We start from the raw sequence: 25,883 nt of genomic DNA on the forward strand, positions 1-25,883 counted from the left end.
ACTTTTCGTCATCTGGCGATTTTCGATATAAGATCGAATCCCGAACAGAAGGGTGTTTGCGATGACGACGAAACGATTGGCGATCTGCGCTCTTGCTCTCGCGATGGGCTTCGGCATGTCCTCGTTGGCTTTCGCGGGCGCCAAGCACCGTCATCACCAGGACGAACAGGAGCGCTACGTTCCCGCCAATGACGATCTCATCGACTTCCTCTTCGGCGGCCCGCGCTACTATGACCAGCAGTTGTTCACAACGGCCGCTGGAGCCTGCTCCTACCACCGGACTGGTCCGGACGGTTTTGCGATAAACAAGATCAACGATCACCACTGCGGAAAATGACCGGCGGACGTTTCGTCCGCGATCAGGTTAGCACGTTGCGAACGTGACACGGTCCGCCGGCGCGGCCACGCGCCCGGCGTAACATTGCGATCCGCCCCGTGGCGTCTACGAGGTTCGCATCAGCTTGCCATAGCGCTTGATCAGCCGGTCGCGCTTGAGGCGGGTCAGCCTGTGCGTCCAGAACAGCCCGTCGAGCTGATCGATCTCATGCTGATGGCAAACCGCCAGCAGGCCCTCGGCGTCCTCGAACCGCTCACCGCCATCCAGATCCTGATAGCGAACGCGGATGCGGGCGTGCCGTTCGATGTCCTCGGTGACACCGGGCATCGAAACGCTGCCTTCCTCATGACGGATCATTTCGGTCGAGGCCTGGACGACGGCCGGATTTACATAGATCGCCGGTTTTGCCGCGGAAGGGAGCTGGATGACGACCAGGCGTTTCAGAATGCCGATGTGCGGGGCGGTGATACCGATTCCGGGGGCCGCGCGCATGGTGTCGATGAGGTCGCTGGCCAAGGCCTGCAGATCGTCGTCGAACAGCTCCACGGGTTCGGCCACGGCGCGAAGGAGGGAATTGGGGAATTTTACGATCGACCGAACTGTCATGGACCTCGCCTCAACTCGGCAAGCCTGCGCGGATTTCCGCGTCATGTTCGCCGCGCATGGGGCTCTTGGCCGGTGTCTTTTGTTGCCATCCGGAAAAGCGCGGCGCGGCCGCCGCCTGCAGGACGCCGTCCACCGTCAGCCATGTGCCGCGTGCGGCCATGTGCGGATGCTGGGCCGCTTCATGGGGGCTGAAGACTGGGCCGACACAGGCGTCCGAGCCCGCGAACAACTTGACCCATGCGTCGCGAGGTCGCGTGGCGAAGATCGCCGCCAGCCGGTCGCCCAGCTGCGGCCAGAGTTCGCGATCGAACTGGTTGGCGAATTGCGGATCGGCGGTCAAGCCAAGCCTGTCGAGGAAGAGCGCGTAGAATTTCGGCTCGACGCACTGGACGCTGATAAAGCCGCCATCCGATGTCCGGTAGACGCGGCACCAATGCGGTCCGTCGAGAAGGCTGCGGCCGCGGTCGGCGGCAAGCGCGCCGGACTGTGCGAGCGACATCAGCAGGTTCATCATATGGGCCGAGCCGTCGACGATCGCCGCGTCGACGACGATGCCCTGGCCGCCGGCGCGCGCGTTCATCATGGCGGCCAGCATGCCGATCACCAGATAGAGCGCCCCGCCGCCGACGTCGCCGACGAGCGTCGGTGGCGCCATGGGCGGCTCTCCCGGCAAGGAGCCGTACCAGAGCGCGCCGGACAGGCCGATATAGTTCATGTCGTGGCCGGCGGTGCCGGCCAGCGGACCGTCCTGGCCCCAGCCGGTCATGCGGCCGTAGACCAGGCGCGGATTGGCCGCGATACAGACCTCCGGGCCAAGCCCGAGACGCTCCATGACGCCGGGCCGGAACCCCTCGATCAACCCGTCCGCGGTGGCGATTAGGCGCGTCAGCACGGCCACGTCGTCCATATTCTTCAGGTCGAGCGCGATGGAGCGCTTGCCGCGATCGAGCAGCGAGCGCTGGGGCGCGCCCGGCACGGACGGCTCCCTGCGGTGAACGATGATGACATCGGCGCCGAGGTCCGCGAAAAGCATGCCGGCGAAGGGCGCCGGTCCCAGCGCCTCGATCTCGACGATGCGGATTCCCCTGAGCATCCATCCTCCACAGCGGCCGACTCTCTGGTGACGCCTCTGGTGTTGCGCGTTTAAGCTATTGCGGAGGGCGACGGTGTGTAACCCTGTTCTTTCGCCATTGAAGCATGTGCCGCCCGCATATACTTCAGGACCATGAAAAAAATTGGTTTCCTGTCATTCGGGCACTGGTCGCCCTCTTCGCAATCGCAGGTGCGTTCGGCATCCGACGCGCTGTTGCAATCGATCGATCTCGCCGTCGCCGCCGAGCAGCTCGGCGCCGACGGGGCCTATTTCCGCGTGCATCACTTCGCCCGCCAGCTCGCCTCGCCATTCCCGCTGCTGGCGGCCGTCGGCGCCAAGACCAGCCGCATCGAGATCGGCACGGCCGTCATCGACATGCGCTACGAGAATCCGCTCTACATGGCCGAGGATGCGGGTGCGGCCGACATCATCGCCGGCGGCCGGCTGCAGCTCGGCATCAGCCGCGGCTCGCCCGAGCAGGTGATCGATGGCTGGCGCTATTTCGGCTATGTGCCGCAGGAAGGCAAAAGCGACGCCGACATGGCGCGGCATCACGCCGAGGTGTTCCTCGATACGCTGCGCGGCGAAGGCTTCGCCCAGCCCAATCCACGGCCGATGTTCCCCAACCCGCCCGGCTTGCTCAGGCTCGAGCCGCATTCGGAGGGCCTGCGCGAGCGCATCTGGTGGGGCGCGGCGACCAACGCCACCTCTGAATGGGCGGCGAAGCTCGGCATGAATTTGCAGAGCTCGACGCTGAAATTCGACGAGAGCGGCAAGCCGTTCCATGTCCAGCAGGCCGAGCAGATCCGCATCTATCGCGAGGCCTGGAAGGCGGCCGGGCATGAACGCGAACCGCGCGTCTCGGTCAGCCGCAGCATCTTCGCGCTGGTCGACGATCGCGACCGCGCCTATTTCGGGCACGGCAATGAGAGCCGCGACCAGATCGGCTTCATCGAGGAAAATACCAGGGCGATCTTCGGCCGCAGCTACGCCGCCGAGCCGGACGTGCTGATCAAGGAGCTGGCGCAGGACGAAGCGATCGCCGAGGCCGACACGCTTTTGCTCACGGTTCCCAACCAGCTCGGCGTCGACTACAACGCCCATGTCATCGAGGCGATCCTCACCCATGTCGCGCCGGCGCTAGGCTGGCGCTGACCGGTGCGGGGAGCGGTCGTCGGTCTAATGGATCGAGGGAGGTTGCCGCATGTCCAGGAAAGCCCTGATTGCCTGGGGAGGCTGGGAAGGCCACACGCCAGAGCGCAGCGCCAACATCATCCGCGACATGCTGGAGCGTAACGGCTTCGCGGTCACGCTCGGCGAGGGGACAGCGATGTTCGCCGATCCGAACCTTGCATCATTCGATCTCATCGTGCCTGTCATCACCATGTCGACGATCGAAAAGGCCGAGCTGAACAACCTGACGCAGGCGGTTCGCCTGGGGAGCGGGCTCGGCGGCTTTCACGGCACGATGGGCGACAGTTTTCGCGCGGAGCCCGACTACCAGTTCATGACCGGCGGCCAGTGGGTCGCGCATCCCGGCAACATCATCGACTACCATGTCGTCATCACCCGGCCGGACGATCCGGTCACGACAGGCGTCAGCGATTTCGCCTACCGGTCGGAGCAATATTACATGCATGTCGACCCGGGCAACGAGGTGCTGGCGACCACCACCTTTACCGACGCGCATTTTCCCGGAATTGGCGGCGTCGTCATGCCGGTCGTCTGGAAGCGCCGCTATGGCGCGGGCAAGGTTTTTTACAGTTCCCTTGGCCATACGGCGGACGAGTTCGCGGTGCCGGAAATGGCGCTAATCACGGAGCGCGGTTTGCTGTGGGCCGCGCGCGACTAGCCTACCAGTCCGCGACGCGGTCGCCGCCGGTGAATTGCGCGCTTTTGCCGGTGTATTCGAACAGTTCGATCTTCACCCCGTTGGGGTCGCGCAGCCAGGCCTGGTACGTGTCGTCGCAGGCGTGCTTTTTGGCGGTGATGTCCACGCCCATGGACGCGATGTGCGCGATCGCGGCGTCGATGTCTTCGACTTCCAGGCAGAAATGGTTGATCTGATCCGTCTCGCTGAACCGCGCGCCCTCTTTCTGGAAGACCTCGACATGGCTGCGGCCGCCGCAATTGAGGTAGAAACCGAAAACCGCGCCATCGCGCAGGAAATTGAACTGGATGTCCATGGCAAGGACATTTTCGTAGAAGCGCCGTGTTTCTTCCAGGTCGTTGGCGAAAATGCAGACATGGGCGAGTTGCTTGACTTTGATCATGGCTGGGTTCCGTGGCTTGGCCCGTTGTGCATGGTAAGGCGGCCCGTACGGCGCATCATCACTCGATTCCGCCGGTGACCGCGTATGCACCGGCGGTGCGCCCATCCTGAAGCCGCAAGACAGCAGTCACGATGGAGCCGTAGGAGCCGCGCCAGACGCTGTGCAGGCGCCGATGCTCGGCGGCAGGGACGAGCGCCTGCCCGGTGAACCGCATGCCGGTTCGCTGCATCTCAACGGCCTCTCCGTTGACATGGACCTTGATGCTGGCCGTTTCAGGTATCTCGCCAACCATTTCGATCGTGATGGCAATCTCATCCTGATCACCGTTAGCGCGCGTCTCGGCCGCAAGCTTGATGGTTGGCGCCGGCGTCTTGCCTGTGCCGGCTTGGCCGGGATGATCCGAAAAGACATCATCAGGCAATTCAGGCGTGCGCGGCGGCTGGGTGCGGCGCTGCGTGGAACGTTCGAAGTCGCCGGCCATGCAAAGCAGCCTTTCATCGTCATAGGCCTTGCCGGCGAAGGTCAGGCCGACCGGCATGCCGATATCGGCCATTGTGCCCATCGGCACGGTGACGGTCGGGATGCCGAAATGGCGCCAGACCAGATTGCCGTTGGCGACCCAGGTGCCGTTGCGCCAGGCCAGATCGGCTGACGCCTCGTTGACGTCGGCGTCGGCCGGGCCGACATCGGCGGCGGCCGGCAGGACCACGGCATCGAGGCCTTGTGCGTCCAGCCAGTCCTCGAAGTCGATGCGTCTTGTTGCTTCGAGTCCCTTGATGCCATCTGCGATCGTGGGAATGTGGGTCAAGGGCGCGACGCCGAGCTTTGCCCGCTCGACATACTCGGCCAGATCGAAGCCGCCTTCATAGCGGTCGGGCAGCGTGCCCGGTGGCTGCGGGAAGATTTTTGGGCCGTCGACCGAGGCGAGATCGGGCAGAGCAGGGTCGGCGTTGGCCCGCAGGAAATCGTCCCAGCCCCAGATGCAGAGATCCCAGATTTCGCGGTCGGCGAAGTCCCCGGGCACCAGCCCACGCTCGACCATGGTCCGCGCGCCTGGGCGGTCGCGCTCATAGTTGGAGACGACGGGAAAGTCGACCTCGACCACTTCGGCGCCGAGCCGCCGCAGATCCGCGGCCCCCTGTTCCCAGAGATCAAGTACCGAGGCGCGGGTTTCGATCGGGCGATCTATTTCCGTGTCGCGGCCGATATACATTCTGGGTACGCCGAGCCGCTTGCCCTTCAGCGAACCCGCAAGCGTCAGGTCGGTATAACGTCGTGGCCGCATCGCGGAGCTTTTCGGCAGCGCCACCCAAGGCTGGGCGCGCCAGAAATCGCCTCGCGTTTCCGGATCGTCGGCGACGATGATGTCGAGCAGTTCCAGCATGTCGGGCACGCTGCGCGTGTGCGGCACCACGACATCCATGGTCGGCACCAAGGGCCAGTTGCCGCGCACCGAAATGACGCCGCGCGAGGGCGTGTAGGCGACCAGCGCGTTGTTGGTGGCCGGCGCACGGCCGGACGACCACGTCTCTTCGCCAAGCCCGAAGGCGCAGAAGCTGGCCGCCGTCGCGGTGCCCGAGCCATTGGAGGAGCCCGACGCGAAGGCGGCGGTCAGATAGTCGCCATTGTAGGGGCTTTCGGCGCGGCCATAGACGCCGCGCTGCATGCCGCCATTGGCCATGGGCGGCATGTTGGTGAGGCCGATCAGCACCGCGCCGCCGGCGCGCAGCCGGGCGATGGTGAAGGCGTCCTCGTTGGCGACGAGATGCTCTAAGGCGGGCGAGCCGGCAGCCACCGTCAGGCCTTTGACCTTGTAGCTGTCCTTGGCGGTGTAGGGGATGCCGTCGAGCGGGCCAAGCGTCTTTCCTTGCCGGCGCCGCTCGTCGGAAGCGGCGGCATCCTCGAACATTTCAGGGTTGAGCACCGGCACGGCGTTCAGCGCGATGCCGTGCCGGTCGAAATACGCGATCCGCCTGACATAGGCTGCGACCAGTTCGACGCTGGTGACGGCGCCTTTGTCGAGCGCTAGGCGCAATTGGTCGATCGACGCTTCGACGAGGTGAAGGCTGGTCTCGGTCATCATTGGCCCCAGTGTCTGTACGCCATGGATGAGCGAGCCCGCCGGCTTCGGCAAGAGCCAATTGGAACTCTTTCGCGCCTCCCCGAAAAAATCGATTTTTTAGGCAACCTCCGATGGACGCGTGCGTTGCTGCGTTCCGGGGAAGGTTGAGGTTTGCATTGGACCGTTTCGAGATTTTGAATGAGCCGACAGGCACGTATTCCATTTTCGACAGATACACCGAATTGCCGGTGACGGTGCAAGGCAGGATTTTGATCGGGCTCTGCCGGCACGAAGTGCCGCTTGCCCTGCTCCGCGCCATGGAAGACGACGACGCGGGATGCCGTCGCTCTCCCCGTTGGGCGGCTGTCGATCGTACGAACATCAACGAGACGACTTGCAAGCGTGAATGAATGCTCGCATAAGTTGCGGCAAGGCATACAGCATGAAGAAAATGGTGCCGTTATCGTAGCATGAAAGGGGAATCATGCCTGACCAGATTGCGCTTGTCCGCGCAGCCATCGCGCGGCTGCTTTCGGAAAAAACCGGGGCTCCCGTGATTTCGATGAGGGAGAGTATCGCGGAACTGCCGGCGATATCAGGTGCGCCGCTGACCACCGAAAGCCTGCAGGATCTGCTGCTGGAAATGGCGGAGGTGCGCGGGATGATGGTGGCGCTCGATGTTTAGCAACTACTGGGGAAAGCGCAACGCGCTTTCCCCAGAGAACCGCTAAGCCCTAGTTGCCTAGGTGTCTAGTCCTGGGATTGCCCTCGGTCGGCTGGCAGCGGCCGGTCGCGGCCTCCCTCGGTCGCCCTGTTCCGCGCCGGTTCAAGCGTACCGTCGCCGTAGATCATGCGGCCGGCGCGGAAGGTGGCTCGCACACGTGGCACCGGCTGGCGGTCGGCCACGACGAGATCGGCCAGCAGCCCAGCCTCGATGGCTCCGCGATCGGTGAGCCCGAGTGCGGCGGCCGGGTTGGCGCTCGTCAGCGCCGCCGCCTTCGCCAGGCCACCGTCGCTCAGTTTCGCCAGGCCGAGCACGGCCGGCAGGATCGAGGCCGGGTGATAGTCGCTGGCCAGCATGTCGAGCAACCCGGCCTCATAGGCCTGGCGAGCGGAAAGATTGCCGGAATAGGATTCTCCGCGCAGCGCATTGGGCGCGCCCATGGCCGTATACACGCCCAGCCGGCGGGCTTCCCGCGCCGCCTCCAGCGTCACCGGGAACTCGCTGAGCACAGTTCCCAGGCCGTGGACCAATTCCACCTTTTCCGGCGTGTCGTCATCGTGGGAGGCGAGCACGATGCCGCGCGCGCGGGCAAACGCCGACAGGCTCTGCAGCGTGCCGAGCACACCGCCATGCCCGTTTCGATCGGCCATGCGCTTGCCGACGACCTCGGATACGTCGGCAATGGACATGCCGCGCTCCTTGGCCAGGCGGGCGATATACAGTTCGACGTCGCGGTATTGTCCCTGGCCAGGCGTGTGATCCATCAGCGAAATCAAATGCAGCTTGCCGGCATCCATCAATCTTTCCAGCACGCCGACAGCCGCGCTGAACGTCACCTCGAAGCGGGCATGTATGCGGTGATCGACCAGAAGGTGGTCTTTCAGCCCGGCGATGGTCTCGATGATGGACGATGTGTGTTCTTCCGAGCGCAGCAAGGCGGCCGTGGCGCTGTTGCCGATGAAGGAGAGCGCGGCATAGGCGGTGGTCACGCCGCAGGAGGCCAGCCGCTTGTCGAGCTCGGCGATGCCGATTTCCATCGGCACGTGGACCCCGCTGCGCGGCTCCACTTCACGTTCCACCATGTCGCCATGCATGTCGATGAAACCAGGCAGCAGCAGGCGGCCGCCGCCGACGAAGTCGGCATTCTCGACAGGCTGGTCTCGGATCTCGGCGATCCGGCCGTCTTCGATCCTGACCGCGCCATTGGCAATGACACGGTCGCGCAGCACAATCTCGAATTCGCTCAACCACAGATCCTGTTTCTTCAGCTGATTCCGATGGGGTGCGGCCCTGTCCGTCCGTTCAAGCATGGTCGTCTCCGAAAACAGCATTCCACATGTCCCGATCGCCCTCCGGCCGGGCGGTTTCAAGGCGTGTCATGTGGATGGTTCATTCCCGAGGATCGGATAAGCTCAGTTGGTGACAGCTTTGTGTAGGACAGGCGGGTTGGGCCGCCGTGCTGCCACCGGTGGGCGCAAGATGTGATACGAGACGCACGTTGGTTGGCTACGTCAGGAATGCGCCGCATTTCGGACGTTGAAATAGTCCCTGCCGCGACCTCAAAGCTGACATCCTCGGCGATAGTGCTGGCAATCCAGTTGCTGGCGAACGACAATCAACTAAATGGAGGACGCATGCCCAAGGTCAAACGTGAGAGCGCTCTCGATGAGGAGCGCGCCAAAACAGAGAAGCTCCTCAAAAAGGTTGGATACAAGCCTTGAAGGAGGCCGGTGTTGTATCCAAGCGACCCGACCTCCCAAATCTAAAGATTGAAAATAGACAGAAGTAAGCACGGCCACTCACTCCAGACATGTGCGCCTGCCTTCCGGTCACTCAAATCTAGCCCCGGAATTTTCCAAACCAGACACGAATCATACAACTAAGTCCATGGTCAGGCGAAAGTCCGAATCCTGTGCACGCCAGGTTTCATACCCGCCAAGAACGAACGATGGAGTGCCGCTTCCATTGCGGATGACCCCTTCGGCTCATGGAGAACGTTGCTGTCCTTTCTATTTTGGGGTGGGAAGCGGACCTCAAGAACTACGGCTAAGCCGCGAAGGGAGAGATCATCTCGCCTTGACGGGGATTGAAGGCGGCACTGGTTTGTTCGCCACGCTGGAAGCCGACGCAACGCTTCTCAGACACCTAATCACTTACTGCACGGCACCGAACGTCAGCCCACGCACGAACTGGCGCTGCGTCAGCCAGCCGATCAGAAGAATAGGACCGATCGCCAGCAGAGAAGCTGCAGACAGCCTTCCCCATAACAGATCGTTTGACAGGGTGGAGATGTAAGCGCTCAGGGGCGCACCCTCTAACGATGTCATCTGAACGCTCCAGAATGCTTCATTCCAGCACAGGACGACGGATAGAAGTGCGGTCGAGCACAGGCCGGGTAAGCACAAGGGCACCAGCACAAAGATAATCTGCTGCCGTACGGTCGCACCATCCATCTGGGCACTCTCCAGAATACCAGGTGGGAGCTCGCGCAGATATGAGAATAGCATCCAAACCACGATCGGCAGATTGGTTGTGGTATAGATGACGATGAGCGCGAATTTGGTGTCAATCAGGCCGACGGCGTTGAAGATCAGATACATCGGTATCGCCACACCGATGCCGGGCATGAACCGGGTCATCAGCATGCCATGCAGCACCGCCCTTCGATGCTTGGCATTGCAGAGCGCCAATGCATAGGCCGTTGGCAGAGCTAACAAAAAGCACAGAGCCGTCGCTCCGCCAGCCTCCACGACGCTATTCAACAGTGGCCGCTGAATGCCGCTAGGTGAGCCGGCTGCGATAAAGTTGTCCAGCGTTGGGATGAACAGGAGCCGTGACGGCTCAAGGGCGTCGACATTCGATTTCAGTGCTGTCAGCAGCATCAAGAAGATCGGTGCGGATATGCTCAATGCCACACCCCAAGCAAGCCAGGTCAGGAGAAGTTTGCGCATCATTTTCATCGCCAGAACCAGTGCGTTACCAGTTCCGAGCGTCTCACGCGCTGCTTCTTGACGCCATCAAAGGCTTGTGTGCTAGATTAAGCGACTTTTAGCGATCTACGCTTCAAGTCGCTTAAAAGTGGAGTCTGTATGTTTCCGCCTCAGCTCATCCTCGCCGAACGCAAGGACGATTTTTGTGCAAATCTCCAACTCTGCTGCGATCACTACCGTTCCGTGTCCGAGGTATGCCGGCGATTGAAGATTAACCGGCAGCAATTCAACCGCTACTTGGCTGGTACGGCGTTTCCGTCGCGGCATAACTATAAGCTTATCAGCGACTTTTTCGGCCTCGAACCCGAACATTTGTTCATGCCAAGCTCCGCGTTTGCGGCATCCTTCAAGCCCCGAACCATGGTAGAGGCTGAGCCGGCATCACGGCGCTGGGACGATCTTCGTCGCGCCGTCCTTGGGTTGCCTCAGTTGGCCGAGTATCAAGGCTTCTATTTCAAGTATTTTTACACCTACCTCGGTGGCCACCGGATCAAGCGTGAGCTGGTGCACTGGTACGAGAGTGAGGGTATGCTCGTATCGTCGGTCAAACAGCGCTACCTCGGAGAGGACGAGGGGGCGGACGCCTCGTCAGCCTTTATCACCTACCGTGGTATCGTTGGCAGCGTTGGCGATCGGTTGATCAATATCGACTATCACCGTGGGACCGGCCGAGAAGTCTCCACGATGTTCCTGTATCCGCGTGGACGTAAGTCGAGGCGAATGAACGGACTAACCGTTAGCGTCAGCCATGGCCCAGCCCGGGCCATTGCCGCGGCTCGCGTTGTCATGGATTTCATCGGGACTGAGATCGACCGGCGCGTTGCCCTAAGCGGTCTTGGCAGTTACGACCTTGACGACGCGTCGGTGCCAGCCATTATTAAACGCGCGGTCCTCAACGACCTTGATCCTGGCGAGACACTCTTCGCAGCGCGGCATCGTTGATTATTGATCGTTACGCATGGTTCGGGGCGTTGTTCCATGCACTCACGAAGGCTACTGCATCACCGTTCGCAGATTGTCTTGTCATCCTAAAGGAGTCGATCGCCAAACAGCAGCTTTCGTTTGTGCAGGCCCGAAGCCAGTCAGCCTGGATTCGGCCCCACAACGGCCGTTCATCGCGAATCCCCAACGCGCGTTGTCATAGTCCCGCCCTGTGGTGGGCTGGTGCCATCACCAAATCTCACGCCATGACCGGCGGTAGCCGGGTGGCCCCGGAGTGATTGAAGCGCCCGGCGCTGAGGCTGAAGGCGGGCGTACCTTGGTTCTGTCCTGGCGGTCAGCCGCCGCGGCCCTCCGCGCCGTTGCATTGGCGCTACCCCGGGGCGAAAATGCCCTCCATGAGAGCAGTTCCCAGGCTCACCACACCAAGGCTCGTGCTTCGGGCGCCGGGCGAGCGGGATATCCCGGCGTGGTTCGCGCGCGCGAGCGATGTCGAATCCGCCTCCCTTGCCGGCGATCCCGTTGCCGACGACATCGGCGCGGGCGCGCGATGGCTCGCCCTTGCGCGTCAGCGGTTCGCCGACGGCCGGGCGATCAAATGGTCGATAGACCAGACAGGCGTGGCGGACGCGATCGGGACGATAACCCTGTCCTTCGGCGCGAACGACGCCAAGTCGGCCGCATTGGGATTTGTGCTGGGGCGTACCCATTGGGGGCAGGGACTGTGCTCCGAGGCGGCACGCGAAGTGGTTCGCTACGCCTTCGAGACCCTGGCACTCGCACAGGTGACGGCCGAGGCGGCGGCGCGCAATGTCGCGTCGCTGCGGATCCTGGCGAAGCTCGGCTTCACACATGTCGACAGCTTCATCGACGAGTCCGACGGCGAGCAATGCGAGCGTTTCGTGCTCGACGCGCACATAGGACCGTAGGTCTTGGCGAACCAGGCTTAGAGCCATCGGAGCACGCCAAGGGCCACCGTGCTCTGCAAGTCAATCGCACGTGGTCGCGGCCTTGAGCGCTTCGGCACGGGACAATTGCGGCAGGTCAGCGATCCGTCGAACGGAAGCGTAGAATCTCGGATAGTCGCTGGAGCACAGCTCGAACAAGCGAATAAACGCAGGAACCTGTTCGCCATAGACAGACGTCGCGGCGAGCTTTGCGTTGTTGATCGGCGCATTGAACCAGGCGTCGTATCCCCGGTATCCGGCCCAGCTTCCGTCGCGCATTTGCCGGTAGCGCGTCCGCAACCTGTCGAGCGTGGCTGCCTTGGCCGCCGCCATCCCGTCGGGGGTCCGGGAGCTTTCATAGACCTGCCGCAACTCGTCGCGGGTTTTCGACACCAGTGCGAGAAAATCGGCGCTGCGCTTGCGATCGGCCTCGTAGCGGCGCAATCCGGCGCGATCGCCGGCGGCGCGGAGCCATTTTCTCGTGCCGGTGGTTTCGACGGCGACCGCGAAAGCCTCATTGAATGCGGAATCGCCGTTCACATAGAGGCGCTGATGCGCGAGTTCATGAAAGACAAGGCTCGCCAGATAGGTGTCGTCCTGACGCAGCATGGTCGAGAGCAGCGGGTCGCTGGACCAGCCCAGCGTGGAATAGGCGGTGATGCCGGTGACATAGACGTCCAGCCCCTGTCGATGAAGTGCCACGGCGCTTTCGGTCGCGGATTTCCGATCGAAGTATCCCCGGTAGGGAACGCAGCCGAAAACCGGAAAGCACCATGTCTTGGGCGTGAGCGAGAATTGCGGGGCGGCAAAAACGGCCCAGGTCACGGCATCCCGGTGGATGTCGACATAGCTGCGATAGCTGCTGTTGTCGGGCAGTGCCAGCTCATCCGTCGCGAACCGCCTTATGGCGCTCGCCGACGTCAGCTTGGCGCGCAATGCCTCCGGCGTCCAAGGGGCCTCGATCAGTTTTCCAACGTCTTGGCGCGCGGCCATGATCCGGACATGGCCCTCCAGCGATTGCGCGTAGTAGGAAACGCTGGTGCAGCCGCTCAGTGCGGACGCCACGGCCGCCACCGCAAACAATCGAAAAACGCGCTTCACTTCTTCCCCACCGCTTCGTCACCTGCCCATGGAGCACATGTTGCGCCCCAATGTCCAAACCGGCGCACCAATTTTCGTCAAGATTGATAGCGAGCAGCGGCGCGGACCGTCGACCTGATTTCTGGCTGACGACAAATCTCCCCCACCGCTGACTCTTTTCCAGATCCTCAAACGTCTCAGCTACAGTGAAACACTGGAGCAGGGTCAAATGAGCCTCAGGGATAAGAAAATCGTGGTCACCGGCGGCAGCCGTGGGCTTGGCCTCGGATTGGTCGAAGCGCTGGTCGAGCAAGGTGCCGGCGTGACCGTGGTCGCGCGGGGCGCCGAGGCGCTGCAGGCGGTCGGTGCCCGGCTTGGAGTCGCCACCATCGCCGCCGATGTCACGGACGAGGGCGCCGCCTATCGCATTCTTGGCGAGGTCCGCCCTGACATACTGGTGCTCAACGCCGGCGCCACGCCCCGGATGGGGCGGCTGGACCAGTTGAAGTGGGAGGACTTCTCCATTGCCTGGGAAACCGATGTCAAGGCCGGGCTCTACTGGCTGCAGGCGGCGCTGAACCTGCCGCTCGGGCCGGGCAGCCGGGTGCTGGTCGGGTCGAGCGGTGCGGCCGTCACCGGGTCGCAGATGTCGGGCGGCTATGGCGGCGCCAAGCGGATGCTCTGGTTCATGGCCAAATACGCCAATGGCGTGGCGCAGGAGAAAGGCCTCGGCATACGCTTCCAGGCGATCGTGCCACGGCAGATGATCCTCGACACCGGCATCGGCGATGCGGCCGCCGGCGCCTATGCCGGCTCGATGGGCATCACGCCGGAACAATTCGTCACCCGCTTCGGCGCGCCGATGCCGCCCCGGGCGTTCGGCGACAGGGTGGTCTCGCTGCTGGAAGACCCGCAATATGGCGAGGGCGTCGTCTTTGGCCTCAGCGGCGACGCGGGAGTGACGATCATGGAGGGCGCGGGTCCTTGAACGACGGAAAGCCAGCGGGGGAGCGCGACCGGCAGGAAGGGCTGCTTGCCCTTGCCACTGCCTTGCGGCCGGAGCTGCACCGCTATTGTTCGCGCCTGATGGGCTCGGTCATCGACGGCGAGGATGTCGTGCAGGACACGTTCGCGCGCGCCGTCGTTGCCCTGGAGGAGTCGTGTGAGGTGCCTCGGCTCAAGCCCTGGCTGTTCCGGATCGCCCACAACCGCGCGCTTGACCTGTTGCGCAGCCGCGCGATCCGCGCCGCGGAGCCGATCGAGGCGGCGCTCGAGATAGCCGACGAAGCCGACCCGGTGGAGGTGCTGATGCGCAGGCAAGCCGTGCAAACCGCCGTGTCGCGCTTCGCCGAGCTTCCGGTGACGCAACGCAGCGTGGTCATCCTCAGGGATGTGCTCGACGAGCCGCTGGCCGACATCGCCGCCCTGCTCGGCATCACGGTCGATGCGGTGAAGGCGCATCTGGCGCGCGGCCGCGCCCGGCTTCGGCGGATCAACGCCGAGGCCAATCCGCTCCCCGATGCGCGCATCGCATCGGCGGCCATCCTGCGCTACGTCAATCTGTTCAACCGACGCGACTGGGACGGCTTGCGCGCGCTGCTGGCCGACGATGTGAGGCTCCACCAGTCCACGCACAAGCCGCGGGCGGGGGCCGCCGACGTCGGCATGTTCTTCACCATCTACGCCAGGAGCGACGGCTTGTGGCTCAGGCCGGCATGGGTCGAGGGCCGCGAGGTGATCGCGGTGTTCGAAGACCGGGCCGACGCGAAACCCAGTCATTTCATGTGGCTGGAATGGCGCGACGGCCGGATCAGCTTCATTCGCGACTACCGTTATGTCCGGTACGTTCTCGACGACGCGGACCTGGTGCTGGCAAGGTGAGGCGCCGTGCCTTCACGAGATGAGGGCGGAGACCTCGCGGTCGGATGGACGCTCGCTCGCGGCCAGCCCGGAGGCCACGCCGGCGCGGTCGGCGGCGTTGCGGTTCTGGCTCATCTTGCGCTTGCCTTCGAGCCTGACGACCGGCATGCGCAGGCCGACAATGCCGCGAAGCTGCGACTGGATGAAGTCGGGCGGCGCGTCCGACACGGCCCAGGGCGCGGCGCGCGCGCCCTCATGCAGGTTGGTCAGCCGGGTGACGACTTCCAGCAGCCTGTCCGCATCCTCGAAGAACTCGACCGGCCCGTAGGCATGAACCGCGGCGTAGTTCCAGGTCGGCACGACCTTGCCGGTTTCCTGCTTGGTGGCGTACCAGGCCGGCGTCACATAGGCGTCCGGGCCCATGAAGATGGCGAGCCCGTCGCCGATCGCGGGAACGCGCCACTGCGGGTTGGCCTTGGCCAGATGGCCATGGATGACGCCGTGCTCGCCCTCGGTTTCATCGAGAAAAAGCGGCAGGGGGGTGGCGAGCGGCCCGTCCGCCGTGGCGGTGACGAGATTGGCCAGCCGCGCGGCGCGGATCGTCGCGATCAGGCTATCCTTGTCGTCGTCGCGGAAGGCGGGCGGCGTGTACATTTTCGAACTCCTCGCATTGCCCTCACAGATGCCACACAATCCGGCCCGTTGGAAATATCCAGTTCGAGGCATCCAGGTGGCCAGTCGATCGGGGACGGAGCTTTGCCACAGTGCTGGCCGGATGCCGCCGAGATCAGCCGAGAAGGTTGCGCGCGGTCCTCATGAAGATCTTCGAGCCGATCGGGATCAAATCGTCGGGAAAGTCGTAGTCGGGATTGTGCAGGGCAGGGTGCCGCTCGCCCGCACCGAGGAAGAACATCGCCGACCTGGCGCTGTGGCCGAACAGGCCGAAATCCTCCGAGGCGCGCATCGGCAAGGCTTCCTCGCCATGCGCGACGCTCTCTTCATCGAGGGCGCGCCGCAGGTGCTCGACCGCATCCGGTGCGTTGACGCTGGCGACGAAGATCTCGTGATAATCCCAGCTGGCGGAGAGGCCGTGGCGGCCGGCAATCTCCTTGACCAGGGTTTCGGCGGCGGCGCAGAGGTCGGCCATGCGCTCGTCGCGGCGCGTGCGCAGCGTCGCCCAGACCTCGGCGTGGGCGGGCGCGATGCCGAATACGGCTTCGCCCATGCGCGCATGGGTGACGGTGACCATGGAGAAATCATCGTCGGCGAAAGTCGCGCGGCCGAGCGCGGGCAGGGCCGGCATCAGCTCCGAGATCGCCGGCATGGGCGAGGTTCCGGTCTCGGGCATGGAGGAATGCGCGGTCTTGCCTTCCAGCACGATGCGCATGCCGCGCGAGGCGCAATTGACCACGCCGGGCTTGAGCCTGACCTCGCCGAACGGCACGCCAGGCAGATTGTGCAGCGAGAAGGCGAAATCCGGCGCGATCTCGCCAAAGCGCGGATCGGCGACGACGCCGGCCGCGCCATTGCCGGTTTCCTCGGCCGGCTGGAACATCAGCACGACGCGGCCGCTGGCGGGCCGTTCGCGCCCGAACTGGCGGCCAAGGGCGGCCAGGATAGCGGTATGTCCGTCATGGCCGCACATATGCGACTTGCCAGGAATTTGCGATGCATGCGGCACGCCGGACAGTTCCTCGATGGGCAGCGCGTCGAGTTCGGACCGAAACAGGACGGTTGGTCCGTTTTTGCCGCTGTCGTAGATGGCCGCGACGCCGTGGCCGCCGAGGCCGGTCAGCACCTTGTCCGGCCCGGTGTCGGCAAGGAAGGAGACGACCTCTTTCGCCGTCTTCTCCTCCTCGTTCGAGATTTCCGGCTGCCGGTGCAGCTTGCGCCGCCACTCGGTCAGTTCGACAATGTCGCGATTGGTCAGGGTCATGGTCTTTCGCCTCCACTGCGGTCCTGTGCTAGCGATAAACGGCCGTGCCTACCACGGTCCAAGTCCGGGGCTTTGGCGGGCCAGGCCTCGCGACCGGTCTACTTCACGCGTTGGGGCAGAGCGCCTTGAACTGGTCCAGCGTATAATCGTAGCCCGAGGCGCCGGAGCCATCCAGCACCACCTTTTCGTCAACGGCGGTGATCCGGTAATCCGTCGTCACATCCGTGCCCTTGTTGCGGCCCTGGAACAGCATGGCGGCGCCATAGAAGGTGGTGAATTCGCCGGTCTTGCAGTTGGCGGTGATTTCGAAATGCAGGGGCGCCTTCATTTCCGCATCAATGCACTCCTGGGTGAAATCATGGCCATATTCGCGGCAGTAGAGGCGGGCCTTCCGCCTGTCGTGCCTGGCCAGGATACTGGCGTGCGTGGAGCCGATGCCCGACTTTTTGACGATGGTAAGCTCCATTCCAACCCGGGCGCCGTAATAGAGCGTCGCGGCGCCAGCCGGCGCGGCCAGCATCACGGCGCAAAGCACAGCCAACAGACGTCGCATGGAAATTCCTCCCTTGGCCGGGAAGGATTGACGCACGGCGCGGGGCGGTCAAGCCCCAATCGGCCCCCACTGGCTGACGCTTCGCGGCCATGTTCCAGGTCGAGTGGACCGCATTTTGCCGCACCTGGCCCAATCGCCTCGGCTCGGGAAACGGATGGTCATTATGAGACGATTGTTTATAACGGTCGCTGAAAATCGCGATACCAAGGGGAGACGATGCGCTACATACGTCCGCTTTCAATCGAAGACGCCGTCGGCCAATTGGCCGGATCGGCCGGCCCGGCCGCCATCCTTGCCGGTGGCAGTGACCTCCTGGTGAGGATGAAGGGCGGCTTTGTCGAACCCGAACTGATCATCGACATCAAGTCGATCGCCGGCCTGCGCGACATCAGGGAAACCGCCGACGGCTTCAGCATCGGCGCCGCCGTGCCCTGCGCCGTGCTGGGCGAGAACGCCGGCTTGAAGAAGGCCTGGCCTGGAGTGGTCGAGGCGGCCAAGCTGATTGGTTCGAAGCAGGTGCAGGGACGCTGCACCATTGTCGGCAATCTGTGCAACGCCTCGCCGGCGGCCGACAGCGTTCCGGCGCTGGTGGCGGCGGGCGCCAAGGCCGTGGTCGTCGGCCCGTCGGGCAAGCGCACCATTGCCGTCGAGACGGTGCCGACCGCGCCGGGCCGAACCTCGCTCGCCAAGGGCGAGATCATCGAGGCGATCCTGCTAGGCAAGCCCGCGCCGCGTTCGGCCGATGCCTATCTCAGGTTCATTCCGCGCACGGAGATGGACATCGCCGTGGTCAGCGCCGGCGTCAACCTGACGCTGGACGAGGCGGGCGTGGTGACAGCGGCCCGTGTGGCGATCGGCGCCGCGGCGCCGACCGTGTTGCTGGTGGAAGAAGGGGCCGAGGCCCTGATCGGCCGCAAGCTCGACGAGGCAGCGCTGGAGCGGCTGGCCAAGGTCTGCGCCGGGGCCTGCCGCCCGATCGACGACAAAAGAGGCACAATCGAATTCAGGCGCAAGGTTGCGGGCGTGCTGGCCAGGCGGGCCGCAATGACCGCCTATGCACGTGCAGGAGGCAAATGATGGCTGGCGTAGCGGTTTCAACCACGATCAACGGCGACAATGTCGAATATCTCTGCCAGCCCGACGAGACGCTGCTCGACGTGCTGCGTGACCGGCTGGGACTGACCGGCGCCAAGGAAGGCTGCGGCACGGGCGACTGCGGCGCCTGCAGCGTCATCGTCGACGACCGGCTGGTCTGTTCTTGCCTGGTGCTTGGCGCGGAAGCGGAAGGCCGCCGCATCGAGACCGTCGAGGGCATGGCGCATGGCGACAGGCTGCACCCGCTGCAGCAGAAATTCCTGGAGCACGCCGCACTGCAATGCGGCATCTGCACGCCCGGTTTCCTGATCGCGGCCAAGGATCTCCTGGCCAAGAACCCCGACCCGACCGAAGAGGAAATCCGCTTCGGCCTGGCCGGCAATCTCTGCCGCTGCACCGGCTACGACAAGATCGTGCGCGCCGTCCAGGACGCGGCCATCGTTATGAAGGGAGCCTGAGATGAATTTCGATCCGCGTTTTTCGGGGCGTAAGTTCGCATCCGTCGGCACGCGCCCGATCCGCCCCGACGGTGTCGACAAGGTGACCGGCCGCGCCCGTTATGGCGCCGACTTCAACATGGCCGGCCAGCTGGTCGGCCGCGTGCTGCGCAGCCCGCACGCGCATGCCAAGATCCGCAAGATCGACACTTCCAAGGCGGAAGCGCTTCCCGGCGTCAAGGCGGTGATCACCGCCGCCGACCTGCCCGACCTCACCGATGGCGATGCCGCCATGTACGACATCCTCGACAATTGCATGGCGCGCACCAAGGCGCTCTATGACGGCCATGCGGTGGCCGCCGTCGCCGCGATCGACGCCCGCACCGCGCGGCAAGCGCTGAAGCTGATCGAGGTCGACTACGAGGTGCTGCCGCATGTCACCGATGTCGACGAGGCGATGGCGCACCACGCGCCGCTGATCAACGACACGGTCTTCACCGAGGGGCTGGAGGAAAAGCCGGTCAAGGCTTCCAACGTCACCAAGCGCAGCCAGTTCGGCCATGGCGATGTCCATCAGGGTTTCGGGCAGGCCGATTTCATCGTCGAGCGCTCGTTCAAGACCGAGCAGACGCACCAGGGCTATATCGAGCCGCATGCCTGCGTGGCCAATGTCAGCTCCGACGGCACGGCGGATCTCTGGGTCTGCACGCAGGGCCATTTCGTCTATCGCCAGCACTGCGCCCAGCTGCTCGGCATGGAAGCCTCGAAGCTGCGCGTCACCTCGTCCGAGATCGGCGGCGGTTTCGGCGGCAAGACCCATGTCTGGGCCGAGCCGGTGGCGCTGGCTCTGTCGCGCAAGGCCGGCCGCCCGGTGAAGCTGGTGATGACCCGCGACGAGGTGTTCCGCGCCTCGGGTCCGACCAGCGCCACCTCGATCGACGTCAAGATCGGCGCCCGCAAGGACGGCACCATTACCGCCGCCGAAGCGACGCTGCGCTACAGCGCCGGCCCCTATGCCGGCTCCTGGGCCGAGATCGGCGCCATGACGGCGTTCGCCTGCTATCGTCTCGATAACGTCAAGACGGTGGGCTTCGAAGTGCTGGTCAACCGGCCGAAGACCGCCGCCTATCGCGCGCCGTCGGCGCCGATGGCGGCCTTCGCGGTGGAAAGCGCCGTCGACGAGCTCGCCAAGGAGCTCGGCATGGATCCGGTCGAGTTCCGCATCAGGAACGCCGCGCAGGAAGGCACGCGCTCGTCCTACGGCCCGGTCTACGGCCCGATCGGCATCGGCCCGACGCTGGAAGCGGTGAAGAGCCATGCGCACATGAAGGCGCCGCTGAAGGAGAACCAGGGCAGGGGCATGGCCTGCGGCTTCTGGTTCAATTTCGGCGGCCAGACCTGCGTGGACTTGAACATCGGCATGGACGGCTCGGTGTCGCTGGCCGTCGGCACGGTCGACGTCGGCGGTTCCCGCGCCTCGCTGTCGCTGGTCGCGGCGGAGGAGCTCGGCATCGACTATTCCCAGCTCAAGGCGGTGGTCGCCGACACCTCTTCCCTCGGTTACAACGACATGACCGACGGCAGCCGCGGCACCTTCTCGTCCTCGATGGCGACCATCTCGGCCGCCCGCAACGCGATCAAAATCCTGCGCGAGCGCGCCGCGCAGATGTGGGACATCTCGGTCGACGACGTGATCTGGGAACAGGGGCATGCGGTCGCCAAGGGCGAGAAGCACGGCAATCTCGGCAAGCTGTCGCTGAAGGAGATCGCGGCCAAATCGGGCACCACAGGCGGGCCGATCGCCGGCCATAGCGAGCTCGTCGCCGACGGCGCCGGCGTCTCCTTCGCCACCCATATATGCGACGTCGAGGTCGACCCCGAGACGGGTTCGACCAAGGTGATCCGCTACACGGTGGTGCAGGATGCCGGCAAGGCGGTGCACCCGACCTATGTCGAGGGCCAGTACCAGGGCGGTGCGGCGCAAGGCATCGGCTGGGCGCTCAACGAGGAGTATATTTACGGCAAGGACGGCCGGCTGCAGAACGCCGGCTTCCTCGACTACCGCATCCCGGTGTGCTCCGACCTGCCGATGATCGACACGCAGATCCTGGAAATCCCCAACCCCAACCACCCCTATGGCGTGCGCGGCGTCGGCGAAACCTCGATCGTGCCGCCGTTGGCGGCGATCGCCAACGCGGTGTCGAACGCGGCCGGCGTGCGCATGACCCACATCCCGATGTCGCCGCCACGGATTCTCGCGGCGATTGAGGCGGAACGGGAAGGCTAAGGCGAAAGCTAGGGATAAGGTGTGTTGAGATTCAGGTCAGGCCGAGCCGAAAGTGGCGGGTTCCGAGAACCGGAGCGGAGCGTACTTGAAGTACGTGAGCACCGGAAGCGCAGGAACCTGCCATTTGCAGGCCAGCCTCACCTGAATATCGGCACACCTTAAGCGATGGTCGAGGTCACGCTCTGGGGCGCGCTCAGCCAGCTTGCCGGAGGCCAGAGTAAGGTCAAGGTCGAGGCCAAGGACATCAGGGAGCTGTTTAGGAAACTGGCTGAACAGTATCCCGCCCTGGAGCCGCTGATCGAGAAGGGCATCGCGGTGGCGATCGACGGGGTGATCTATCGCGATACTTGGGGGAAGGAATTGCCGCAGGGGGCGGAGATATTTTTGCTGCCGAGGCTGGCTGGGGGGTGAGGGGGCTGGGGCTTCCAAGCTGTGACAGCATTCGCGAGATGGTGTGTTGACGGCGCTTTGAAGTGGAGCAGCCTTGCCGATGTCTTGGAATCCGACATTATCGGCGACTACTCCGGAGACGGCGGTTGTGCCTCGTTGTTGCGATCAATGAAGATCGCTCGAATGTCAAAGGCTGCCGTTGTTCAGCCGCCAAGGCTACGATCATTGCGGTCTCGATCGTCAATTGATGGTTCGCCAATATCGGCGAACCCTGCTGCGCCTCATCTCGGACGTCTGGGTGATAATTTGCTAAGATGTTTCGAAACTGAAATCCAAAATCCGTGCCCGATCCAGCTTAGACGTGTATTGCCACCACCGCCGGAGAAGAACCACCTTCTGAAGTGAAAACATACATGAATAGTGAAAAGGCAGAGCCTACCGCCAAAGCGGCCCTCTTGAGCGCACTTAAAATGGCTCGGAAGCTGTCGCGCTCAACGGTTATGTCCGAACTGGTGGTCGGAGGACAGAGCAATCGCGCTGACATTGTACTCGCCAACGACCGCCTATCTTGCTTCGAAATTAAAACTCACGCCGACACTCTCGTGCGTCTCCCGAAGCAACTCGACACCTTCACAAGGTGCTTCGACGAGACGACGGTAGTGGCTGCGAGCAAGCACCTCTCGGCGGTGCGCGCTCTTGTGCCCGATTTCGTCGGAGTAATGGAACTTGCTGGAGCGCCGAAGGCCCCGGAGATTATTGTCCACCGGCAAGCGTCCACGTCTTCTCATTTATCTGTCGAATTCCTTCTGCAACTGCTGCCGGCTGATCGTCTCCGGCTCGTCCTTGGCGGCCGAGGACTGCCGAAAAAGCGGGCTGACCTGATGCAACACGCGCAAGCCATGTCGATTGAAGATGCGCGCGCAGCGGTTATTGCCTTTCTTCGAGATCGCTATCGCGTCTCCTCTAAGGCTTTTGCCTCGGGTGCTCAAAGGAGTGTGAAATGCAAAGATTTGTTGCGTCTGCGTCGGCTGCACAGGATTGAAGCTTCGACGCTTGATGATAACGAAGCCCAGGAATGGGAGATTTTCCAGTATGTCGGGCAAAGCTTCGGCCAAGCCCCGCCCGAGATCACAAAAGCTTTCACAAAGGTCTAGTCGGTCCAGGCCTCTTCGATAACAGAAGCCCCACCAGCGGAGAAATGGGCCTGCTGATGCAGATGCACATTGATCCGCACGGCGGTCCACGGCGATGCCGAGTTCAAGCCTGCTACATCCCCGGCTGCTGCACGCCTAATCTCTTGCGCGCCCCAACACAGAAGAGCTTTGTCCCAATCGTCCTCGTCAGTAATGGCTTTTGCAGCTACCCCGAACCCCTCGGATGCAGGTCGACGATGATAAATCCAACGATGAGGCGCAGGATAGTCTACCCTTGGCGAGCCTCTGAACGACGGGGTTCGTTCTGCCGCGTAGACCGAAGCGTGATCGCCGTACTGGAGTTGTATCCCCTGCCTGAGGAGAGGAGGACTCTCTTTAAGCAGAGAGAAGATTTGCCGCTCCCGGATATCGAGTTTTGCCGTTGTCGGATGGATATCTGAAAAACTGCTTGGGAAACTGGAGCCGATGACCACAAAATGTAGGTCCGGCGCTGCAAGTTTACTTTTCGCGTAGAGGATAGTGCTTTGCGCAGCGCTTGCGAGGAGCGTCAAATCGTCTCGAAGCGCAATCTGCTCACAATCGACGATAACCAACACTCTACTCCCCCTAAAAGAGATGCCACCAAGCAAGTCGATACCGTCCCGGTTCCAATTCTGACTTCTCTTCAATCGGAAAACGAGGCCGCGATCTAGTGCCAACAGCTCTTGAACTTCCTGGCGTAAAATCACCTGATCGATCGTCCACTGCACAACGGGAATAAACTGCGCATGCAAACGCATGAGGTCGACCCATGCTCTGAACCCCTCAATGGGAGCATGTAGCGCCGAGATTTCTGCACGACCGCAAGCAACCGCCTCGCTCTCACGATCATACCGCGGCGAAGCAAGATCGATAATTACTCTTCTCGCGCCAAAAGCTTCAAAAAGCTCATTAAGGCTTCGCGAAACGAAACCAGTGTCGCTTTGCTTAATGCGCGGCCAAGCTTGGAGCTTGATCAATGGGAGCAGCAGGTCTTTCGTCGGACCGGCCAGACGGCCAAGCGCCCGCATCTCAGCCTGTCGAGTTGCAATCGCTGGGAAGTAGGTCTTACTGCCGTTCAATCGCGTTCCTGCTTTATTATGTTGGCAGTCCGAGTCGTATATGCATCGCAGCTTCGGAAACTTCTAAAGCATTTGCAAGTGCAGGAACCGATGTACCATGCTTCGACATCAAGTGCTTCACCAACGACCAAGGCATTAGGATATCGGCAGCCAATGCGTTCGCTTCGAATTCTCGACGCTCTGAGAGTCCGCTGCGATAAAAGGTATCATCAATTACGCCATCCGAAATTGCGTCGCGATGAAGGACAAAATGAGCGATCTCATGTGCTATAGTAAAGCGTTGCCGGTTTCTATGTTCGTGCCGATTGACTTTGATCGACCATTTGTCCTTCCCTGGCTCAATTCTGGACAACATTCCTGAGACGGAAAGCGGCAGATCGCTGACCAAAACAGTAATCCCCAAATCGGCGGCAATTGCACCAACTCTGACGGGGGCTTCAGTTTGGTGGCGCGCAATGATCTCTGCTGCCGAATGCGGGACATCCGCCAGTGTTAATCGCGCCACTTTTGGTCTCCTTCAGCGTTGCCTGCGTGAGCACCCGCATCCACAGGTTCTTGAAATTCTGGCGCGTCGTCCGCTTTCAGAACCGCCGGTCCCAGAGCATCCTGGACAGCTTCTTTCGCTTCGGCAGCTAATCGTTGCCTGATAGCTTGATCCACCTGCTCTCGAAACACTGGGGATTTCAAATAGTCGTCGCAACCGGCCTTGGAGGTCGCTTCAGCCTTCTCTTCGGCAATAGATTTGATGGACTGGTATCCCCAAATTGCTGCTCCGGCGACAATCACACCAATGAACGCAAGGACCACGGTCACTGTCGTCAGAAGTACGGCGACTAAATCTTTGTATTCCCAAACGCCGGGAACAATCAGGCCGCTTGCGTGCCAATGGAGAAAGGCTGCCAACCCTACGAAGAACAGCAGGTTGAAAAAGAACAGCAGTCGGTTTGCCCAGATCACCCGTATAGCTCCCCCGTCTAGCCCTGCTGGCTGCATTGTAACTCACTGCGCGTAAAGACGATGCATTGCTCTACCTTTGCTACAGTGATTCTCGCCAACCGAGGCCAATCTGCGGGCTCCATGAAGCTTTTGCAAGGAATTTGTTCTTTGTTCGTTCGCATGGTCATGTAGGCTTCCTATCGCTGCGCGTCGAGGTTCAATAGGTGGTCTGACTTCTGGTGCGTGCAATCAGAGGCCGCCAACGCGTCGTGCGTGCCAAGGATCCCCCGTGCACGACAGCGATGCGCGGGCCCAGCCATTCGGCTCGATGCGGCTCGCTCTGCCCGGCATAGTGGATATGAGCTTGGTAGCTGGCGATCCCTGACAGTGCCTTAAAATGGCAGCGCCTTCGTTCACCGGAATTCGACGCATTGGAAGATCTGTGCTCTAAATCACCCGAATCTGGGGGGAAGCACAATGTATCGGGCTGTCGCTTTGACCGCCGGGCTGGCGCTTGCTGGCTGCGCAACCACATCAGAAATGCCACTGGCACCAAATGTAGTCCGGCTGGATACTCACGCCAGCGGCGCTCTTTTCACCGGATCTGCCGGCGCGATCACGATGAAGAAGGCAGCTGAGGCAACATTGTCTCGTGGCTATACACATTTTCGTTTTGACCAAACCTCAACTGCGAGCGGCTCTCGGTTTGTCGGTATGTCCAGCAATACGTTTGGGAACGCAAATGCAACAGTCATGGGCAGTACGGCTTACGGCACTTATAGCGGAACAACCATCAGCACGCCCATGTATGCTCCGACGGCCGATATCGGTGTGACTGTGATAGTGTTCCATGCAGATGAGGCCGGCGCCCAAGGCGCGTTTGATGCCACTGAAGTCCTGAAGAAGGGCGGACGCGTGTGATGGATTGAGCGTTCGTTGGGGGCGAGGACAGCGACTGACGAGTAGGTGGCTTGGCCATCACCTTAGGCCTGTAGCGTAATTCGCCTCCAGCGCTTCCTGCATCATGCCCGCCCAACCGCTTCGCGCTCCCTACGCTCCCCCCTTCGCCCGCCCATACACCAAC

30 protein-coding genes are annotated in these 25,883 nt (G+C 62.6%); 17 read left to right on the forward strand and 13 right to left on the reverse strand.

Annotated features, from left to right (window positions below; all coding sequences use genetic code 11):
- Positions 1–61 precede the first annotated feature (61 nt).
- Positions 62–337 (forward strand): hypothetical protein, encoded by a 276-nt coding sequence (locus FJ950_RS18405; protein WP_015316720.1) that lies wholly within the window; start codon positions 62–64, stop codon positions 335–337.
- A 105-nt stretch (positions 338–442) separates the two neighbouring features.
- On the opposite strand, the gene FJ950_RS18410 is transcribed toward FJ950_RS18405, so the two are convergent.
- Both FJ950_RS18410 and FJ950_RS18415 read right to left on the reverse strand, forming a co-directional pair.
- On the reverse strand, positions 443–943 hold the full coding sequence (locus FJ950_RS18410) for a peptide deformylase (RefSeq protein WP_140617824.1): 501 nt from the start codon (positions 941–943) through the stop codon (positions 443–445).
- 10 nt (positions 944–953) lie between these two features.
- A complete protein-coding gene (locus FJ950_RS18415) occupies positions 954–2,036 on the reverse strand; it encodes a CaiB/BaiF CoA-transferase family protein (RefSeq protein WP_140617825.1) in 1,083 nt (360 codons plus the stop codon).
- A 132-nt stretch (positions 2,037–2,168) separates the two neighbouring features.
- Between FJ950_RS18415 and FJ950_RS18420 the strand changes: the two genes are divergently transcribed.
- Both FJ950_RS18420 and FJ950_RS18425 read left to right on the forward strand, forming a co-directional pair.
- Entirely contained in the window at positions 2,169–3,191 is a 1,023-nt protein-coding gene (locus tag FJ950_RS18420) for an LLM class flavin-dependent oxidoreductase (protein ID WP_140617826.1), read from the forward strand.
- 49 nt (positions 3,192–3,240) lie between these two features.
- Positions 3,241–3,888: a ThuA domain-containing protein gene (locus FJ950_RS18425; protein ID WP_140617827.1), complete on the forward strand. Its 648-nt coding sequence runs from the start codon at positions 3,241–3,243 to the stop codon at positions 3,886–3,888.
- Between the two features lies 1 nt (position 3,889).
- On the opposite strand, the gene FJ950_RS18430 is transcribed toward FJ950_RS18425, so the two are convergent.
- A complete protein-coding gene (locus tag FJ950_RS18430) occupies positions 3,890–4,309 on the reverse strand; it encodes a VOC family protein (protein WP_140617828.1) in 420 nt (139 codons plus the stop codon).
- 58 nt (positions 4,310–4,367) lie between these two features.
- On the reverse strand, positions 4,368–6,389 hold the full coding sequence (locus FJ950_RS18435; RefSeq protein ID WP_140617829.1) for an amidase: 2,022 nt from the start codon (positions 6,387–6,389) through the stop codon (positions 4,368–4,370).
- A 158-nt stretch (positions 6,390–6,547) separates the two neighbouring features.
- On the opposite strand from FJ950_RS18435, the gene FJ950_RS18440 reads away from it, so the two are divergent.
- Together FJ950_RS18440 and FJ950_RS18445 are read left to right on the forward strand one after the other, a co-directional pair.
- Positions 6,548–6,781 (forward strand): hypothetical protein, encoded by a 234-nt coding sequence (locus FJ950_RS18440; RefSeq protein WP_181171304.1) that lies wholly within the window; start codon positions 6,548–6,550, stop codon positions 6,779–6,781.
- A 74-nt stretch (positions 6,782–6,855) separates the two neighbouring features.
- A complete protein-coding gene (locus FJ950_RS18445) occupies positions 6,856–7,056 on the forward strand; it encodes a hypothetical protein (protein ID WP_015316727.1) in 201 nt (66 codons plus the stop codon).
- 65 nt (positions 7,057–7,121) lie between these two features.
- Here FJ950_RS18445 and FJ950_RS18450 read toward each other — a convergent pair whose 3' ends face one another.
- On the reverse strand, positions 7,122–8,405 hold the full coding sequence (locus FJ950_RS18450) for an alpha-D-ribose 1-methylphosphonate 5-triphosphate diphosphatase (protein WP_140617830.1): 1,284 nt from the start codon (positions 8,403–8,405) through the stop codon (positions 7,122–7,124).
- Positions 8,406–8,612: 207 nt separating this feature from the next.
- Between FJ950_RS18450 and FJ950_RS18455 the strand changes: the two genes are divergently transcribed.
- Positions 8,613–8,816 (forward strand): hypothetical protein, encoded by a 204-nt coding sequence (locus FJ950_RS18455; RefSeq protein WP_140617831.1) that lies wholly within the window; start codon positions 8,613–8,615, stop codon positions 8,814–8,816.
- A 432-nt stretch (positions 8,817–9,248) separates the two neighbouring features.
- On the opposite strand, the gene FJ950_RS18460 is transcribed toward FJ950_RS18455, so the two are convergent.
- Complete coding sequence (locus tag FJ950_RS18460; RefSeq protein WP_246681335.1) at positions 9,249–10,049, reverse strand: carbohydrate ABC transporter permease; 801 nt, start codon at positions 10,047–10,049, stop codon at positions 9,249–9,251.
- Positions 10,050–10,184: 135 nt separating this feature from the next.
- Between FJ950_RS18460 and FJ950_RS18465 the strand changes: the two genes are divergently transcribed.
- The gene (locus FJ950_RS18465) at positions 10,185–11,027 is read left to right on the forward strand and encodes a helix-turn-helix transcriptional regulator (RefSeq protein ID WP_140617833.1); all 843 of its coding nucleotides are present in this window, start codon (positions 10,185–10,187) and stop codon (positions 11,025–11,027) included.
- 395 nt (positions 11,028–11,422) lie between these two features.
- Positions 11,423–11,953: a GNAT family N-acetyltransferase gene (locus tag FJ950_RS18470; RefSeq protein ID WP_140617834.1), complete on the forward strand. Its 531-nt coding sequence runs from the start codon at positions 11,423–11,425 to the stop codon at positions 11,951–11,953.
- A gap of 60 nt (positions 11,954–12,013) precedes the next feature.
- On the opposite strand, the gene FJ950_RS18475 is transcribed toward FJ950_RS18470, so the two are convergent.
- A complete protein-coding gene (locus tag FJ950_RS18475; protein WP_140617835.1) occupies positions 12,014–13,072 on the reverse strand; it encodes an aminopeptidase in 1,059 nt (352 codons plus the stop codon).
- Between FJ950_RS18475 and FJ950_RS29550 the strand changes: the two genes are divergently transcribed.
- From FJ950_RS29550 to FJ950_RS18485, 3 genes are all read left to right on the forward strand, one after another.
- Complete coding sequence (locus FJ950_RS29550; RefSeq protein ID WP_181171314.1) at positions 13,011–13,190, forward strand: hypothetical protein; 180 nt, start codon at positions 13,011–13,013, stop codon at positions 13,188–13,190. The genes FJ950_RS18475 and FJ950_RS29550 overlap by 62 nt on opposite strands.
- Before the next feature lie 90 nt (positions 13,191–13,280).
- On the forward strand, positions 13,281–14,039 hold the full coding sequence (locus tag FJ950_RS18480) for an SDR family oxidoreductase (RefSeq protein WP_140617836.1): 759 nt from the start codon (positions 13,281–13,283) through the stop codon (positions 14,037–14,039).
- Positions 14,036–14,932 (forward strand): sigma-70 family RNA polymerase sigma factor, encoded by an 897-nt coding sequence (locus FJ950_RS18485; RefSeq protein WP_140617837.1) that lies wholly within the window; start codon positions 14,036–14,038, stop codon positions 14,930–14,932. The genes FJ950_RS18480 and FJ950_RS18485 overlap by 4 nt, the downstream gene beginning before the upstream one ends.
- 12 nt (positions 14,933–14,944) lie before the next feature.
- On the opposite strand, the gene FJ950_RS18490 is transcribed toward FJ950_RS18485, so the two are convergent.
- The 3 genes from FJ950_RS18490 to FJ950_RS18500 form a co-directional block, all read right to left on the reverse strand.
- Complete coding sequence (locus tag FJ950_RS18490) at positions 14,945–15,565, reverse strand: FMN-binding negative transcriptional regulator (protein WP_140617838.1); 621 nt, start codon at positions 15,563–15,565, stop codon at positions 14,945–14,947.
- Positions 15,566–15,698: 133 nt separating this feature from the next.
- Positions 15,699–16,847 carry an amidohydrolase gene (locus FJ950_RS18495; RefSeq protein WP_140617839.1) on the reverse strand — a complete coding sequence of 383 codons (1,149 nt, stop codon included), beginning with the start codon at positions 16,845–16,847 and terminating at the stop codon, positions 15,699–15,701.
- Positions 16,848–16,950: 103 nt separating this feature from the next.
- The gene (locus FJ950_RS18500) at positions 16,951–17,400 is read right to left on the reverse strand and encodes a hypothetical protein (RefSeq protein WP_140617840.1); all 450 of its coding nucleotides are present in this window, start codon (positions 17,398–17,400) and stop codon (positions 16,951–16,953) included.
- Between the two features lie 216 nt (positions 17,401–17,616).
- Here FJ950_RS18500 and FJ950_RS18505 point away from each other — a divergent pair, with 216 nt between their 5' ends.
- From FJ950_RS18505 to FJ950_RS18525, 5 genes are all read left to right on the forward strand, one after another.
- Positions 17,617–18,477, forward strand: coding sequence for a xanthine dehydrogenase family protein subunit M (locus FJ950_RS18505; RefSeq protein WP_015316740.1), 861 nt, complete (start codon positions 17,617–17,619; stop codon positions 18,475–18,477).
- A complete protein-coding gene (locus tag FJ950_RS18510; protein WP_015316741.1) occupies positions 18,477–18,953 on the forward strand; it encodes a (2Fe-2S)-binding protein in 477 nt (158 codons plus the stop codon). The genes FJ950_RS18505 and FJ950_RS18510 overlap by 1 nt, the downstream gene beginning before the upstream one ends.
- A 1-nt stretch (position 18,954) precedes the next feature.
- Positions 18,955–21,219 (forward strand): xanthine dehydrogenase family protein molybdopterin-binding subunit, encoded by a 2,265-nt coding sequence (locus tag FJ950_RS18515; RefSeq protein ID WP_140617841.1) that lies wholly within the window; start codon positions 18,955–18,957, stop codon positions 21,217–21,219.
- A 165-nt stretch (positions 21,220–21,384) separates the two neighbouring features.
- Positions 21,385–21,630 carry a MoaD/ThiS family protein gene (locus FJ950_RS18520; protein WP_140617842.1) on the forward strand — a complete coding sequence of 82 codons (246 nt, stop codon included), beginning with the start codon at positions 21,385–21,387 and terminating at the stop codon, positions 21,628–21,630.
- Positions 21,631–22,022: 392 nt separating this feature from the next.
- Positions 22,023–22,763 (forward strand): sce7726 family protein, encoded by a 741-nt coding sequence (locus FJ950_RS18525; protein WP_140617843.1) that lies wholly within the window; start codon positions 22,023–22,025, stop codon positions 22,761–22,763.
- Here the strand turns inward: FJ950_RS18525 and FJ950_RS18530 are convergent.
- Genes FJ950_RS18530 through FJ950_RS18540 form a run of 3 tightly spaced genes read right to left on the reverse strand, consistent with a single transcriptional unit; the run spans position 22,760 to position 24,820 of the window.
- The gene (locus tag FJ950_RS18530; RefSeq protein ID WP_140617844.1) at positions 22,760–23,863 is read right to left on the reverse strand and encodes a hypothetical protein; all 1,104 of its coding nucleotides are present in this window, start codon (positions 23,861–23,863) and stop codon (positions 22,760–22,762) included. The two genes, FJ950_RS18525 and FJ950_RS18530, sit on opposite strands and share 4 nt — an antisense overlap.
- Before the next feature lie 16 nt (positions 23,864–23,879).
- The gene (locus tag FJ950_RS18535; RefSeq protein WP_140617845.1) at positions 23,880–24,368 is read right to left on the reverse strand and encodes an ImmA/IrrE family metallo-endopeptidase; all 489 of its coding nucleotides are present in this window, start codon (positions 24,366–24,368) and stop codon (positions 23,880–23,882) included.
- Positions 24,356–24,820, reverse strand: coding sequence for a hypothetical protein (locus FJ950_RS18540; protein ID WP_140617846.1), 465 nt, complete (start codon positions 24,818–24,820; stop codon positions 24,356–24,358). Before FJ950_RS18540 ends, FJ950_RS18535 begins: the two co-directional genes overlap by 13 nt.
- 456 nt (positions 24,821–25,276) lie before the next feature.
- Between FJ950_RS18540 and FJ950_RS18545 the strand changes: the two genes are divergently transcribed.
- Positions 25,277–25,720: a hypothetical protein gene (locus FJ950_RS18545; protein WP_140617847.1), complete on the forward strand. Its 444-nt coding sequence runs from the start codon at positions 25,277–25,279 to the stop codon at positions 25,718–25,720.
- Positions 25,721–25,883 lie beyond the last annotated feature (163 nt).

This window comes from Mesorhizobium sp. B2-3-14 (genome assembly GCF_006442175.1).
Taxonomy (GTDB): Bacteria; Pseudomonadota; Alphaproteobacteria; order Rhizobiales; family Rhizobiaceae; genus Mesorhizobium; species Mesorhizobium australicum.